At 64.8% G+C, this 14,734-nt stretch carries 12 protein-coding genes; 10 read left to right on the forward strand and 2 right to left on the reverse strand.

The features are described 5' to 3' along the window. Positions 1-143: 143 nt before the first annotated feature. Positions 144-395 carry a hypothetical protein gene (locus tag IEX88_RS02360; RefSeq protein WP_188848940.1) on the reverse strand — a complete coding sequence of 84 codons (252 nt, stop codon included), beginning with the start codon at positions 393-395 and terminating at the stop codon, positions 144-146. A gap of 653 nt (positions 396-1,048) precedes the next feature. Here IEX88_RS02360 and IEX88_RS02365 point away from each other — a divergent pair. Then, positions 1,049-2,005 carry a LysR substrate-binding domain-containing protein gene (locus IEX88_RS02365; RefSeq protein WP_188848941.1) on the forward strand — a complete coding sequence of 319 codons (957 nt, stop codon included), beginning with the start codon at positions 1,049-1,051 and terminating at the stop codon, positions 2,003-2,005. On the opposite strand, the gene IEX88_RS02370 is transcribed toward IEX88_RS02365, so the two are convergent. Continuing rightward, complete coding sequence (locus IEX88_RS02370) at positions 1,949-2,197, reverse strand: CBU_0592 family membrane protein (protein ID WP_188848942.1); 249 nt, start codon at positions 2,195-2,197, stop codon at positions 1,949-1,951. The genes IEX88_RS02365 and IEX88_RS02370 overlap by 57 nt on opposite strands. A 742-nt stretch (positions 2,198-2,939) precedes the next feature. On the opposite strand from IEX88_RS02370, the gene IEX88_RS02375 reads away from it, so the two are divergent. From IEX88_RS02375 to rpiB, 9 genes are all read left to right on the forward strand, one after another. Then, on the forward strand, positions 2,940-3,359 hold the full coding sequence (locus tag IEX88_RS02375) for a hypothetical protein (RefSeq protein ID WP_188848943.1): 420 nt from the start codon (positions 2,940-2,942) through the stop codon (positions 3,357-3,359). A gap of 58 nt (positions 3,360-3,417) precedes the next feature. Continuing rightward, positions 3,418-5,100, forward strand: a complete 1,683-nt coding sequence (locus IEX88_RS02380; RefSeq protein ID WP_188848944.1) for an efflux RND transporter periplasmic adaptor subunit — start codon at positions 3,418-3,420, stop codon at positions 5,098-5,100. Positions 5,101-5,110: 10 nt separating this feature from the next. Further along, entirely contained in the window at positions 5,111-8,254 is a 3,144-nt protein-coding gene (locus tag IEX88_RS02385) for an efflux RND transporter permease subunit (RefSeq protein ID WP_188848945.1), read from the forward strand. Between the two features lie 22 nt (positions 8,255-8,276). Next, entirely contained in the window at positions 8,277-8,642 is a 366-nt protein-coding gene (locus tag IEX88_RS02390) for a hypothetical protein (RefSeq protein WP_188848946.1), read from the forward strand. A gap of 74 nt (positions 8,643-8,716) precedes the next feature. Next, positions 8,717-9,151, forward strand: a complete 435-nt coding sequence (locus IEX88_RS02395) for a DUF305 domain-containing protein (RefSeq protein ID WP_188848947.1) — start codon at positions 8,717-8,719, stop codon at positions 9,149-9,151. A 170-nt stretch (positions 9,152-9,321) separates the two neighbouring features. Beyond that, a complete protein-coding gene (locus tag IEX88_RS02400; protein ID WP_188848948.1) occupies positions 9,322-11,148 on the forward strand; it encodes a CHASE4 domain-containing protein in 1,827 nt (608 codons plus the stop codon). A gap of 14 nt (positions 11,149-11,162) precedes the next feature. Then, positions 11,163-13,019: a putative bifunctional diguanylate cyclase/phosphodiesterase gene (locus tag IEX88_RS02405; protein WP_244639814.1), complete on the forward strand. Its 1,857-nt coding sequence runs from the start codon at positions 11,163-11,165 to the stop codon at positions 13,017-13,019. Positions 13,020-13,467: 448 nt separating this feature from the next. Beyond that, positions 13,468-14,283 carry a FadR/GntR family transcriptional regulator gene (locus IEX88_RS02410; protein ID WP_188848950.1) on the forward strand — a complete coding sequence of 272 codons (816 nt, stop codon included), beginning with the start codon at positions 13,468-13,470 and terminating at the stop codon, positions 14,281-14,283. Further along, entirely contained in the window at positions 14,280-14,726 is a 447-nt protein-coding gene (gene rpiB, locus IEX88_RS02415) for a ribose 5-phosphate isomerase B (RefSeq protein WP_188848951.1), read from the forward strand. The genes IEX88_RS02410 and rpiB overlap by 4 nt, the downstream gene beginning before the upstream one ends. Positions 14,727-14,734: the final 8 nt, after the last annotated feature.

Here is a 14,734-nt window from a genome sequence, read left to right on the forward strand (position 1 = left end):
CGGTTACATGCACACGGCCCGAACCGAGTGGCGTGGCGTGCCAAATCACGCGGCACACCAGTTAGATTAGATTCGCTCGACTGTTTAGACGCGGTCATCCTCGTCAGGGTGGTCAAGGAATCGACCCACCTCGAGTTCGTCGTCTATGTCAGCATCCTCCGTGAAGCGAAGCAGCCAGCACCGTTTTCTGCAGCCTTTCGAGCAGCCCCGATGAATGATTCGGACAGCCGGTGCTCGCGGAGCCCTTTCACTTCTTCTTCACGCGTGGACTCCTCGATCAGCGAAGCGGTCGAAACGATGTAGCCGAAATCATATGACATGCTGTCGAAGGGAAGATCACCATCTTCCAGCAATGGGACGTCACTGTCGCGCAGATGTGCGGACGAAATGTCCAAGAATTCAAAATCGTCATGCCGTCCTTCCATGAGACGCAAGAGCGCCGTGGGCTACGTTAATTCTTAGAAGCACCTAGATGTGAAAAAAACCGAGCCTGCGGGCACCCCTGTAGCGGTGTGGGGAATCTCTGCCGTCGGCCGCACAAGCAAAGCGATCGCCTCCATACCGCGATAAGTGTCTGGTCGGCTCGCGCATCATTTTCGAAAGCGATCTCCTTGCCTTTTCCCTGCCCATGGCGGCAGCTCCTTCTTTGCCACCCATGGCAGAAGACAGATAGGCCGAGGCTCGAGATGCCCCGTGATCGACGGGTATTTGACGAGGTGGCTTTTGATCAGGGGCAGTCCCGCCACGTTCGTATAGCGAAGCTCGGNACCTCTGTCTCCCGAGACCGGACGGGTGAAAAGGGATGGTCTGCATCCGGAGGAAAGAGGTCAAAAGCTGACATATCCATTCATCGCCCTATAGTCGCAAGGATGTCGTCCGCGAGAGACGAACGCCTACCGTTCGTTCCCGGATGCCTTCAAAATGAAATGGTACTCGAGTGCGGATGTCTTCTAACGACCCATGATGCTGGCAGTCGAGGGACATCGTCAGGATTTGCATCCGCTCCGGTTGGTCGAATAGCCTTAACTCTTAGGACCCGTTGTTTCAGATGAATCTTGGGCGCCGCCTGCCTCCATTTGACGCCTTAATCGTCTTTGAAACGGCGGTGCGAGTGGGCAGCTTTTCCAGCGCAGGTCGCGAATTGGGCCTGACGCAGAGTGCGGTTAGTCGCCAGATCGCCAAGCTTGAGGCATTTTTAGGGGATAGCCTCTTTCTCCGTTCGCCCACAGGTGTCCAACTTACTTCGTCGGGCGAGACCTATGCCAGCGAGATAGCGCGCCTTCTCAATGACATGGCTGGCGTTACCGACAGCGTGCGCGCTTGGAGAGGGCCGCGCCAAGTGACGATTGCCTGCTCGCGGGGAATCGGCGACATGTGGCTGATGCCCCGGCTGCCGAGCATGAATGCCGACATTCCCGGGCTGGAACTGCGCCTGCGAGTCACCGACGATCTCGACCACTTGCGCCTCGACGAGTTTGATCTGGCAATCTTCTACCGGCGCGATGCGCCGACGGGCGTCCATGCGGTTAGGCTAGGGAACGAGGAGATCGTGCCCGTTACCTGCCCGGGCGGAGCGATGCTCGCCGACATGCGACCGCCGACTCTTCTAGCCATCGAGGATCCACGTCGCGAATGGATGGGATGGAGCGACTGGTGCCGTAGCGCGGAGGTTGCGCTTCCCGAGGCGACCCGTCACTGGCGGCTGGGCGACTATCGCTTTGCGGTGGAAGCCGCGGCGGAGGGTATCGGTATCGCGCTCGGCTGGACGTGGATGATCCGCCAGCAGCTGGAAGACGGGCGGCTCGTCGAGGCCCATTCCTACCGTTTCCGCTCGAACGGAGGCTTCTATGTTATGCGCTCAGCGCATCGGCACGCCCGCCGGATCGTTCGCGAGATCGAGGACTGGCTGATCGCCTCCAACCGGTGTGCCGAGAGTGGAAGAGGTCTGTCAGACCACGCTGCGCGGGCGGCGGCTCCGCCAACACCCGATCAACGTGAAGGCTAGCCACAGGCTCTGCATCAGGAAGGCCGACAGGTTGAAGTTGAAGGCGAGGGAGTAGAGAACGGATACGCCGCCATAGAGATTAAGCGCGAGATAGCTCCGATCTTCCACATCCAGCACCCGAAATTGCAGAAGTGCGTAGGCCGTTAGGTAGGCGGCCACGCCTGTAAGGCCGATCAAATCAACGAGGGTCATGGGGCACGTCTTCCTGAACTCTAAGCCCAACAACTAATCCGGCCGCACCCTTGTCGGAAGCCGATTTCTGAGAATGAGGGTATGCATACAAAGCATTGCCCTGTTCGCAAGGACGCACGCAGTCGCGCGTGACCTGGAAGAGTTTTCGGTCAGCCAGTTGTTCTTTGGTCGTCCCTCGATCGCGGCGCGTTTTTGGCTTTCGATACCGGCACTGACGCCTGTCCTCGCCTGCCGCCGGGCCTGCGACGAGCCGCGTTCCGCCTGCATCCGCCACAAGTCACTGGACGCGCGTATGGCCAGCGTCCATGCCGCGACACGACACTGAATGCACGCGTGAGATGGGCGGGCTTTCACCGCGATCGTCCGTTTTGGATATGCACCGATGTCGTTATCGAACGTCGGAGTTGGGTCGCGAGCGGAATGGCAGTTACTTGTCGGATAGGTCCGGAAGTGGACGAGTCGCTTTCGGCCCCAAGGTGCCGCCGGAAATCATTTTCCGACATAGGTGGAGTTCCGGCAGGCAACTTCCTGTCGAAAGAGCAAAATCGTTGCAGCCCGGAAGTGGCCGTGACGATCGGTGGGGATCCTGCCAGCAATGATGGCTGGCTAGCGCTCCACCAAAGCGACCCGGCCACCACATCCATGCCCATGTGCGTCAACCCGGGTAAGGTTTTGATCGCAATTCAGCCGTACTTTAGAGGTGACGTTGCTCGTCAAGGGCGCCAGAGGTTTACGCATCCGCATGTCGTTCTTCCAGAACAAGATGGCCTCGCTGCTGGCGACCCTGGTGGTCGTCGGCGTTGCGCTGTTCTGTTCGTCGGCGGCACGGGCGCATGCCAACCATGCCGGCGAGGCGACCGAACTGTCTGCCCGCTCCGTCGTCTCCCCCGTTGACAGCGTTCAGCCTGCGGCAGACGGCGATGCCGCCGAAGAGATCGCTTCTGCCACGGGTGAGGATGGCGCGGTCGACGGCCATCGCGTTGCCGGAACCTCTTGCTGCGGCACGGGCGTCTCGAACTGCATGGCGGCCTCCGTCGGGACGGCGGCGGGAGCGCTTGCGGCACCGCCCTCGGGACGGACGCATGACGCCGCACGCGAACCCGGCGCACTCCAGGGCGTCGTCCTCGACGGCATGATTAGGCCTCCCAAACCCTTCGTCTGACACCTTGTCGGACGCGCTTGCGCGTCCCGAGCGATGTTCCAGACCTTGGGCTTTCCAGATGATCCTCCGTATCCTGACCGCGGCCGCGTTGGCCGTCCTGTCGCTTGCGTCGCCCGTGCGCGCCCATGAGGGGCATGACCACGGCACGCCGCCGCCGGCCGTCTCCGCGCAGACCGCTCCCCGCGCCGAAGCGCAGAGCGCCCTCTTCGAACTCGTCGCCGTGGCGCGCGGGCCGTCGCTGGAGATCCACCTCGACCGCTTCGACACCAACGAACCTGTCGTCGGCGCGACGATCGAGATCGAGACCCCCGCCGGCCCGGCGATCGCGGTCGCCGCAGGCGACATCTACCGCCTCGACGCTGCGTGGGCAGAGCAGCCCGGCGCCCATGATCTCATCGCGACCATCACGAGCGGCACGGACATCGACTTCCTGACCGCGACTCTGACCATCCCCGAAGCGCCCGCGCCGATCGTTGCCGAGGGCTCGGGCTGGCTGGTCGGGTCGGCGCTCGCGACCGAAATGCGCGACGCCCTGTCCGTCGACCTCAGGGACAGGCTGTCGCGCAACGATCCCGCGCTCCTGACCGTGGGGACCATCGGCTTCGCGCTGGGCCTGCTCGTGATGGCGGTGTTCCGCCGCAAGGCTTTTGTCGCCGCGGGCGCGGTGGCGGGCCTCGTCCTCCTTTTTGGGGGATCGCTCGCGGTCGCACAGGAAGCGGGCCCCATACCTGCGGCTTCCCTCCGCGACCTGGCGCAGCGGCTCCCCGACGGCAGCGTCTTCATCCCCAAGCCGACACAGCGCATCCTCGCCATCCGCACCGTGATGACGATCCCCGCCGACCACGCCCGCATCGTCGAGATGCCGGGCCGGGTGATCCCCGACCCGAACGCCAGCGGCTATGTCCAGGCCTCGATCGCCGGACGGCTGTCGCCGCCACCGGGGGGCTTCCCCAGGCTCGGCGCCAAGGTCGAGGTTGGGGACGTCCTCGCCTTTGTCGCCTCGCCGATCCAAACGATCGACCAGTCCGATCTGCGCCAGAGCCGCAGCGAACTCGACCAGGCGATCTCGATCGCCGAGCAGCGGGTGCGCCGATCCGAGACGTTGGTGAAGAGCGGCGCGGTCGCGAAGACGACGCTCGACGAGACGAAGATCGAGCTCGAGGGCCTTCGCGACCGACGTGCCGCCATCGACCAGGTGCAGGTAAAGCCGGAGGCGCTCGTCGCCCCGGTGTCGGGTGTCGTAGCGGCCTCCAACGCCATTGCCGGCCAGATGGCGGAGAGCAATGCCATCGTCTTTCACATCGTCGATCCCTCCCGCCTGTGGGTCGAGGCGCTGGCCTACGGGCACTCTGGATCGTTCTCGGCCGCATCGGCGGAGGGCGAAGGTGTCGAGGCTATGTCACTGACGTTCGAGGGTGCCGGTTTCGCCGATCGCTCGCAGGCGCTGCCCGTCCACTTCAGCGTCGACGGCGACACCAGGGGCATCCGTCCGGGGCAGATGCTGACGGTGCTGGCGAAGACCGAGGAGACGCAGACAGGGGTGGCGCTTCCACGCACCAGCGTGCTGCGCGGCGCAAACGGACAGGACATCGTCTTCCTCCATACCGGCGCCGAACGCTTCGAGCCCAGGGAAGTGCGCGTGCTGCCGCTCGACGGCGATCGGGTCATCGTCGCGGCGGGTATCGAGGCGGGCAGCCGCGTCGTGACCGAGGGCGCCGAACTCCTCAACCAGATCCGTTGAGGGCGCGTCGATGTTCACCTTCCTCGTCACGCAGTCCCTGCGCAACCGCATGCTCGTCCTCGCCATCGCGGCGGTGCTCGTCGCCTATGGCGCCTTCGTCTCGATGGGCCTGCCTGTCGACGTCTTCCCGGACCTCAACCGACCGACCGTCACGATCATGACGGAGGCGGAGGGGCTCGCCCCGCCCGAGGTCGAGCAGCTCGTCACCTATCCGCTCGAGACGCAGATGAACGGCCTGCCCGGCGTGTCCCGGGTGCGCTCCGTTTCGGGCGTCGGCCTCTCCATCGTCTATGTCGAGTTCGACTGGGACACCGACATCTACCTCAACCGCCAGCAGATCGCCGAGAAGCTGGCGCTCGTGCGAACCCAGCTCCCGCCCGGGGTGTCGCCGCAGATGGGCCCGATCTCCTCGATCATGGGCCAGGTCATGCTGGTCGCTATGACCGCGCCCGACGGCGTGTCGCCCATGGCGCTGCGCGAGGCGGCGGACGCGCTGGTCCGGCCGCGGCTTCTCGCCGTTCCCGGCGTCGCCCAGGTCATCCCGATCGGCGGCGAGGTACGCCAGTATCGGGTCGCGCCGAACCCGGCATCCCTTCGCGCGCTCGGCGTCACGATGGAACAGGTGGAAGGCGCGCTCGCCTCGTTCGGCGCGAACACGGGCGGCGGCTTCACCGATCAGTATTCCCGCGAGTTCCTGATCCGCAACATCGGCCGCAGCCTCAGCCTCGACGACCTGCGCAGCCTCGTCGTCGCCACGGTCGGCGCCCAGCCCATCCTTCTCGACCAGGTGGCCGACGTTTCCTTCGGCGCCCGGCAGAAGCGGGGTGAGGCGGGGTACATGGGCAAGTCCGCTGTCATCGTCTCGATCGAGAAACAGCCGGACGTCGACACCGTCACCCTGACCCGCCAGTTGGAAACCGCGCTCGGCGAGGTCAGTGCCTCGCTGCCCGACGGCATCAAGGCCGACCAGGTCCTGTTCCGGCAGGCGGACTTCATCGAGACTTCCGTGAGGAACGTCGAGACGGTGCTCATTGAGGCCATCGTTGTGGTGGCGATCGTCCTCTTCGCCTTCCTCCTCAACCTGCGCACGACCGTCATCTCGCTGACGGCGATCCCGGTCTCGATCCTCGCGACCGGGATCGTCTTTCACCTCATGGGCCTGTCGATCAACACGATGACGCTCGGCGGCCTCGCCATCGCCATCGGCGAGCTGGTCGACGACGCGGTGGTCGACGTCGAGAACATTTTTCGGCGGCTGCGGGAGAACCGCGAGCTCGGCAATCCGCGGTCTGTCTTCGACGTCGTCGTCTCCGCCTCGCAGGAGGTGCGCTCCGGCATCGTCTACGCGACGGTGATCATCGTCCTCGTCTTCGTGCCGCTGTTCGCCCTGTCGGGCATCGAGGGGCGGCTGTTCGCGCCGCTCGGACAGGCCTACATCGTCTCGATCCTCGCCAGCCTCGTCGTCTCGATCACGCTGACACCGGTGATGGCCTACTACCTCCTGCCGGGCCTGAAGCGCCTCGATGAACACGAGAGCTTCCTCGTGCGCTGGCTGAAGCGCGGCAACCGCGCGCTACTCGACCGCGCCTTCCGCTGGCCGCGGATGCTGATGCTGTGCGCCGCGGTGGCCGTCGGCCTTGCCGCCTTCGCCGCGACCGCGCTGCCGCGTGCCTTCCTGCCGCCCTTCAACGAGGGCACGCTGACGATCAGCATGGCCTTCAACCCCGGCATCTCGCTGGCGGAATCGCACCGGGTCGGCCTCATCGCCGAGCGCCTCATCATGGAAGTGCCCGAGGTCAGCCTGGTCGGGCGCCGGACGGGGAGGGCGGAACTCGACGAGCACGCCGAGGGGGTCCACTCGTCGGAGATCGAGGTGGATCTCGAGTCCGGACGGGCGAAGCCGGAGATCGAGGCCGACATCCGCTCGCGGCTCTCGGTTCTTCCGGTGGCCATCAACATCGGCCAGCCGATCTCGCACCGCCTCGACCACATGCTGTCCGGCGTCCGCGCCCAGATCGCGCTGAAGGTCTTCGGCGAGGACCTCGACACCCTGCGCTCGGTTGCCGAGAGCCTGCGGGCCCGGCTCGCGACTGTCCCGGGCGTCGTCGACCTCCAGGTCGAGAAGCAGGTGCGCATCCCGCAACTCGAGATCCGGATCGACTACGCCCGCGCCGCGCTCTTCGGGATCCAGCCCGCGAAGGTCACCGAGGAGCTGGAGCAGCTCTCCAACGGGCGCGTCGTCTCACGGCTCGTCGATGGCAACCGCACCTATGATGTCGTGCTGCGGCTCGGCGACACCGAGAGGACGACACAGGCACTCGGCGATCTCCTGATCGAGACGCCGGCGGGCTGGATCCCCGTGCGCGAGCTCGCGGACGTTCGGGAGACCGACGGGCCGAACCAGATCCTGCGGGAGAACGGCCAGCGGCGCGTCGTCGTCCTCGCCAACGCCGCTGGCGACGCTGATATGGCCGAGGTGATCGAGCGGATCCGCGCGGAGGTCGCCGCCGCGGCGCTGCCGCCCGGCTTCTCGACCAGTCTCGAGGGCACCTTCCAGGCGCAGGAGGAGGCGAGCCGCACCATCGGGCTCCTGTCGCTGGTGTCGCTCGCGATGATCTTCGCGATCCTCTACAGCCGCTACCGCTCGGCCGTGTTCACCCTGATCATCCTCGGCAGCATCCCGCTCGCCCTGATCGGCTCCGTCGCGGCGCTCTGGCTCTCGGGCCAGCCGCTGTCGGTCGCCTCGATGATTGGCTTCATCACTCTGACGGGCATCGCGGCCCGCAACGGCATCCTGAAGATCAGCCACTACATCAACCTGTCGATCCACGAGGGAATGCCCTTCGGGCGCGACCTCGTGATGCGCGGCAGCCTAGAGCGGCTGACCCCCGTGCTGATGACGGCGCTGTCCGCCGGCGTCGCGCTGGTGCCGCTGATGATCGACGCCTCGGCGCCGGGCAAGGAGATCCTCCACCCCGTCGCGGTGACGATCTTCGGCGGCCTCGTCTCCTCGACGCTGCTCGACACCTTCCTGACCCCCGTCCTCTTCCTGCGCTACGGCGAGAAGCCGTTGAAGCGCCTGGTCGATGCCGCCCGGCAGACGACGCCGGAGACCGCCGCGGCGGCACCTGGCGCGGCCGCCCATTCCTTCTGATCCTCAACCGGAGACACTCACCATGACCATCCGCAGTCTCGTCCTCGCCGCCGCGCTCCTCGCATCCGGCATCGCGCAGGCCCATGAACCCCGCAAGGGACCGAACGGCGGCACGCTCGTCGATGCCGGTTCCCACCATGTCGAACTGGTCGCGGCGGGAAGCGAAGTGAAGGTGTTTGTCAGCGACGCCGCCGACGCGCCGCTCCCGAGCGACGGTTTCAAGGGCATGGCCATCCTCCTCATCGACGGCAAGCCCACGCGCGTGCCGCTCGCCCCCGCCGGCGCGTTCCTGTCCGGACCGCTCGCGACGCCGTCGGAAGGCGCCATGAAAGGAGCCGTCCAACTTACCGGCCCGGACGGCAAGACCTCCCAGGCAAAGTTCAACTGATCGCCCGGGACGGCGGCCCGCCGTCCCGGGTGGATGCCATCAACCCGCCAAAGAGCCATCCAAGGAGAACCACCATGCGCAAGATACTCATCGCCGCTGCGATCGTTGCCTTCCCGCTCACCGCTCAGGCACAGGAAGGCCACGCAATGCCCGGTGGCATCATGCTGCCGAAAGCCTGTGAAGCCGCCGCCGGATCGACCATGGACATGTCCGGAATGATGGGCGGCATGGACGCCATGATGTCCGGCATGGACGAGGCCCAGAAGGCCAACCACGAGGCCATGATGCAGATGCACGGCCCGATGATGAAAGCGGCCATGATCAAGGACCCGGACCTCGCCTTCAACTGCGGGATGATCGCCCATCACCAGGGCGCCATCGCCATGAGCGAGGTCGAGCTGAAGATGGGCAAGGACGAGGCGTCCAGGAAAATGGCGCAGATGATCATCAATGCCCAGAAGAAGGAGATCGAAGAGATGACCGCGCGCGTCGAGCTCCTGGTGAAGTAACGCTTCACAGCGCCGGGTGGCAGGGGAGACTCCCCTTCCTCCCACAGCCCGTCATCCGTGCAGGCATTTTGTTTGCCGTGCATGGGTTTGACACCGCTGCGAGCGGGTTTGCTCACAAGCAAAATCCTTCCTTAAGCGGACGGCGCTACTTCTTGTCAGGGAGACTTTTGATGCGCATCGTGACCAAGACAAATCTCGCTCTGCTTGGCGTCGTCGCCATTTCGGCCGTGCTGAATTTCGGCATTCTGCAATGGACGATCATGCCGCTCTTTCTCGACATCGAGTCGGAAACCGCAAGCCGGAATCAGAGCCGCGCCATCCAGGCGATCCAGGGACAGGAGGAGCAGGTCGCGGCCTCATCGCGCGACTACGCCTTCTGGGATGACAGCTACAGCTTCATGAAGGGTGAGCTTTCCGACTACGAGGAGCAGAACGTCAGTCCCGAGTCGCTCAAGGCCTTGGGTGTCAACTTCTTCGTGGCGATCGACGCGGCCGGCAATGTCAGGCTCGACAAGGGTTTCGACTATTCGGCGGAGGAACCGAGACAGATCCAGGCGCTGCCCTTGGCGCTCCTGCCGGAGGCGCATCCTCTCCGCATCGGCGGTTCGGCGCCCCAATCGCGGCAGGGCCTCATGCAGACGCCCCTCGGCCTTGTCGCCGTCGGCTATGCTCCGATCCTGACATCGAACCGGGCAGGCCCGGCCATGGGCACGCTGGGTTTCGGAAGGCTGCTCGATATCGACGCCTTGCGGGAGGTGACCCAGGTCGACTTCGAGCTGTTGCCGGCTCCGTCGGACGGTGCGACGTCGCAGGCCGTCGCCAGAGGTGACGACACCATCGAGACGCGGACTGTTCTCGACGGCATCGACGGAAAGCCGATCGCGATGCTGGTGTCGAGGACGGAACGTCTTGTCTCCTCGGCCGGACGCCAGGCGATCTGGATCGCGATGTCGCTTCTGGTCGTGGGCGGTGCCTTGCTGATCGCCACTCTTGCCGCCCTCCTTCGCCACATCGTGATTGCCCGCATCGAGGCGCTGCGCAGACACCTCTCGTCCATCGCCTCGACCGGCAGCCTCGTCCCCATCCCTTCCGACCACCGCGGCGACGAACTCAGCGACACGGTCGCATCGTTCAACCAAATGGCCTTGCAGCTCGAAGAGCTTCGCGAAGCCCTGCGCCGCCAGGACTACAACCATGGTGCCGCCGACCAGGCGGCGGGCATCCTGCACAATGTCCGGAACGCAGTCAGTCCGATCAGCACGATCACCTGGGATCTCCTGCGGAGTGAAGACGCGCCGTGGAAGCAGAATGTCGCAAAGGCAGTCGAGCAACTTGCCGATGCCGACCTCTCGCCGGATCGGGCCGACAAGCTGAGGCAGTTTGTCGTCCTGTCAGCCGCGCGCCTCATCGAGGAGGGGGGCCAGCGCAGGTCTGACCTTGAGTCCCTCTCGACAATGGTCCGACATGTCGACGGGATCCTCAAGGACCAGGATGCCGCATCGCAGGGCGAGCGCGTGCTGGAAACGATCGATGTCGCCCGTTGCGTGGCAACCGCCTCGGCCCTGATCCATGGCCATTTGGGCGTTACGCTCATGGTGGACATTCCGGCGGACGCGCGTGTGATGGGCCACAAGATCGCCTTCGAACAGACGCTCGCCAACATGTTGCTGAATGCCGTCGAGGCGATCCGGGCCAACGGGGCTGACGGGTCGATCCTCGTGGCCGTCGCCGAGATCCAGCACAATGGCTTGCCCGCCCTGGATATCCGGATCCGCGACACCGGCGACGGCATTCCGGCGGACCGGCTGGAAACGATCTTCGAAAAGGGATTTTCCACCCGGCGCGAGCGCTCGGGCGGTCTCGGCCTGCATTGGTGCGCCAATGCGGTCAACGCTATGAAGGGCCGGCTCTACGCAGAAAGCGAGGGCGCCGGACGAGGCGCCACCCTGCACCTCGTGCTGCCCCAGGCCGCGGTTGATCTGAAGGAAGCGGCATGAGCGCGGACAAGACGATGCGGCGGGTCCTGGTCGCCGACGACGATGCGAATGTGCTCGATGCCTATCGGCGGGTGCTGGATGGTCTGACGGCGGGCGCAGGATCCGTCACCTCGGAACTGGACGCGCTGTCGGACGAGCTGTTCGGCGAGTTCATTGTGGACGTGCGTGACGCGCTCCTCAGCGACGTCGTCTACTGCCGGCAGGGCGAACAGGCCGTCCGGGCGGTCGAGGAAGCCCGCCAGTGCGGCCGACCCTTCGCCATCGTCTTCCTGGACATGCGGATGCCGCCCGGGATCGACGGACTCGAGACGGCCCGCCGGATCCGCCGCATCGATCCCGACACGAACATCGTCATCGTGACGGGCTATTCCGATCACAAGCCGGCCGAGATCGCGGCGGCTGTCGGCCGACCGGAAAGGCTTTTCTATCTGTTGAAGCCGTTCGACGGCGGAGAGCTTCAGCAGCTCGCGACAGCTCTCGCGACCCGCTGGTCGGCCGACATCGGCATCGCTGCCGAGCTGGCAGGTCGCGTGGCCGAACTCGAAGCGATGAACGCCAAGCTGACGGCGAGCGAGGCGCGGGCTCAGGCCGCCGCGCGAACGGACGCCTTGACGGGATTGCCCAATCGCACGGGTTTCAGCGAACACTTTCAAGCCCGAGCGAGGAGCGGCGGCATGGGTGGTGAGGCCTTCGCCGTCCTCTATCTCGACCTCGATCGCTTCAAAGACGTGAACGACTCTCTCGGCCACGAGGCCGGCGACGCGTTGATATGCGAGTTCGCCCGTCGACTACAGGCGACAGCCGGGGTCGATGGATACGCCGCTCGCCTTGGGGGCGACGAGTTCGCGGTGCTTTCGACGGATCTTGCCAGGGCAGTGGACCTTGGCGAGCGCCTGATCGAGGCTTGCTCCACGGCGTATTCGCTCGGCGAAACCATGGTTCAGACGAGCGTCTCCGTCGGCGTGGCGAGCGCGGGCCCGGGCCAGCCGGATCTGGTGGAGGCGATGCGCCGGGCCGACATCGCCCTCTATGCCGCCAAGGCGGCGGGACGCGGTGTCGTTTGCGCGTTCGATCCGGCGATGGAGCGGGACGTCCTTGGCGCCCAGCGCCTGTCCCGCGATCTCGCTTTGGCGATCGAGAGCGACGAACTCGCCATGCACTATCAGCCCCTCGTTTGTGCCGACGGACTGCCCATCAACGGGGTTGAAGCGCTGTTGCGCTGGCATCATCCGGTCCGGGGCTGGATCTCGCCGCTCGACGTCATCGAGGTCGCGGAGAAGTCGGATCTGATCCACAAGCTCGGGGATTGGGTCTTTCGTCGCGCCTTCACCGACTCCAGACAATGGCCCGATCTCGTGACCGCGGTGAACCTGTCGCCGGTCCAGTTTCGCAGCCCGACATTTCTCGACCGCCTGGCGAGGATCGTCGCGGAGACCGGTGCCGATCCCGCCATGTTCGAGCTGGAAGTCACCGAGACGGTCCTGATCACCGACCTTGGGGAAGCGGCGCGAAAGCTCGCCAGGCTGAAGGAAATCGGCTTCCGCGTGTCGCTCGACGACTTCGGCAGCGGGCATGCCGGGTTCGGGTATCTCAACCAGATGCCGTTCGACAAGTTGAAGATCGACCGTTCCTTCATCGAGAATCTGCGCGTGAAGGCGGGAGCCGAAGGGGTCATCCATTCGATCGTGGGACTGGCCCAAGCGCTCGGCCTGTCGATTACCGCCGAAGGGGTAGAGAGCACGGAGCAGCACCTGTTTCTGAAACAGGCAGGGTGTATGCAAATGCAAGGATTTCTGTTCCATCGGCCAATGCCGGCGGACGCCCTCGCAGCCCTTCGGAACTCCCTAAGGCTACTCCAAGAAAGCGCGTGACCTCGCTGTCATCCGCTTCCTATGTTGGTCATCGAACTGACGAGTGGCTCTCATGGGTCGTGACCGAATGGCAGCTATCCGCGACGGCGCCCGGAAGCGGACAGGCCGCTTTCGGCCCACTGTCGTATGGGAAATTATTCCCGGGTTGGGTGGACAGAAGACGCGAAGGCGCGGCGTCATAAGGCTCTTGATACACGAAATCGTTCAGCGGTTTCTCGGGCGTGAACACGTGAGTGATCTCTTCTTGGATCCTGGGACGCAGTTGTCGACGAGGATCTCGAGCGCGGGGAATGTTTCCACCAGCCGGCACTTTAGCTTGGCTGAATCGCGGACAGAGTTTTCGATCCGTTCCTGACGACAATGTCCGGCTCCCCTCCCGTTCGACACTCGCAATTGACAGCCGGACCGCTGTCATTTATCAGTGGTCATACCACGGTAAAGGCACGGCATGAGCACCGAGATTTCCATCACGCGGGATGAAGTCGAAGCGAAAGGCGGGTACGAGCGCGTCGTCACGTTCCTGCGCGATCAGCTCCTTTCCGGTCAGCTCAAAACAGGTGACTGCCTGTTACCCGAGCGCGAACTCGCGCTGCGGCTGAAGGTCAGCCGTCCGGTGCTTCGCGAAGCCCTTCGTGCGCTGGCGATGATCGGTGCTGTCGAGATCCGCCACGGGGTCGGCACCATCGTGAAGCGCCCCGACGTCTCGACCCTCGGCGAGTTCTTCACCTTCGTGCTCGCGCAGCAGGCCGATGTCATCGACGACATCATGGAAGCCCGCGTCGCCATCGAGCACCATGCCATTCGCCTCGCCTGCCGCCGGGCAACCCAATCCGACTTCGACCGGATCGCTGACGCACTCGGCCTGATCGTCGAGACGATCCATGAGGCAGAGGCCGGCGGCGTTGCCGACTTCAAGTTCCACGAGGCGATCGTCCGAGCGGCGCATTCGCCGACACTGGCCAGCATCTATGGCTCGCTATCCTCCCTGATGATGCGCTCCCACCTCGATCGCCGCGAGAAGATCATCCAAGTCGAGGGGATCGATGCGTTCCTGATCGATCACCACCGCCTGATCTTTTCGGCGGTCGTCGCCCGTGACGCGCCCAAGGCAGATGAACTTCTGACCCGTCACTTCGAGATCGGCGCCGACTTCCGGCGCCGGGCGACGATGCTGGTCAGCGGCGCATCCAAAGCCGCGGATCGGTCCGCCGCAAAGGCAGCGGAACCATCCCCCATTGCATCCATAGGAAGGCAAGATTCATGAAAATCGTGATCGGAAGTGACCACGCCGGCTTCCCGCTGAAAGCGGACATCCGCAAGAACCTCGAAGCGCTGGGTCATACCGTCGAGGACGTCGGCAGCTACGATGCCGAGCCCGTCGACTTCCCCGACATCGCCAAGCTCGTCTGCACCAAGGTGCGCGACGGTGCCGCCGAGCGCGGCCTCCTGGTCTGCGGCACCGGCGTCGGCGCGGCGATCGCTGCCAACAAAATCCGCGGCATCCGCGCCGCCGTCTGCCACGATGTCCACTCCGCGCACCAGTCGGTCGAGCACGACGACGTCAATGTCATGTGCATCGGCGCGCAGATCGTCGGTCCCTGGCTCGCCAACGACCTCGTTACGGCCTTCTTCGCCGCCGAGTTCGACCGCAACGAGGACTTCGTCCGCCGCGTGGAGAAGCTTGCGCTTCTCGAGCAGGCCGACTGACACCCCCA

Origin of the sequence: Aureimonas glaciei, assembly GCF_014643375.1 — a bacterium.
Taxonomy (GTDB): Bacteria; Pseudomonadota; Alphaproteobacteria; order Rhizobiales; family Rhizobiaceae; genus Plantimonas; species Plantimonas glaciei.

Coding starts and splice junctions, on each gene's coding strand:
- IEX88_RS02365 (WP_188848941.1), top strand. CDS start 1,049: ATGAATCTTGGGCGCCGCCTGCCTCCATTTGACGCCTTAATCGTCTTT.
- IEX88_RS02370 (WP_188848942.1), bottom strand. CDS start 2,197: ATGACCCTCGTTGATTTGATCGGCCTTACAGGCGTGGCCGCCTACCTA.
- IEX88_RS02375 (WP_188848943.1), top strand. CDS start 2,940: ATGTCGTTCTTCCAGAACAAGATGGCCTCGCTGCTGGCGACCCTGGTG.
- IEX88_RS02380 (WP_188848944.1), top strand. CDS start 3,418: ATGATCCTCCGTATCCTGACCGCGGCCGCGTTGGCCGTCCTGTCGCTT.
- IEX88_RS02385 (WP_188848945.1), top strand. CDS start 5,111: ATGTTCACCTTCCTCGTCACGCAGTCCCTGCGCAACCGCATGCTCGTC.
- IEX88_RS02390 (WP_188848946.1), top strand. CDS start 8,277: ATGACCATCCGCAGTCTCGTCCTCGCCGCCGCGCTCCTCGCATCCGGC.
- IEX88_RS02395 (WP_188848947.1), top strand. CDS start 8,717: ATGCGCAAGATACTCATCGCCGCTGCGATCGTTGCCTTCCCGCTCACC.
- IEX88_RS02400 (WP_188848948.1), top strand. CDS start 9,322: ATGCGCATCGTGACCAAGACAAATCTCGCTCTGCTTGGCGTCGTCGCC.
- IEX88_RS02405 (WP_244639814.1), top strand. CDS start 11,163: ATGCGGCGGGTCCTGGTCGCCGACGACGATGCGAATGTGCTCGATGCC.
- IEX88_RS02410 (WP_188848950.1), top strand. CDS start 13,468: ATGAGCACCGAGATTTCCATCACGCGGGATGAAGTCGAAGCGAAAGGC.
- rpiB (WP_188848951.1), top strand. CDS start 14,280: ATGAAAATCGTGATCGGAAGTGACCACGCCGGCTTCCCGCTGAAAGCG.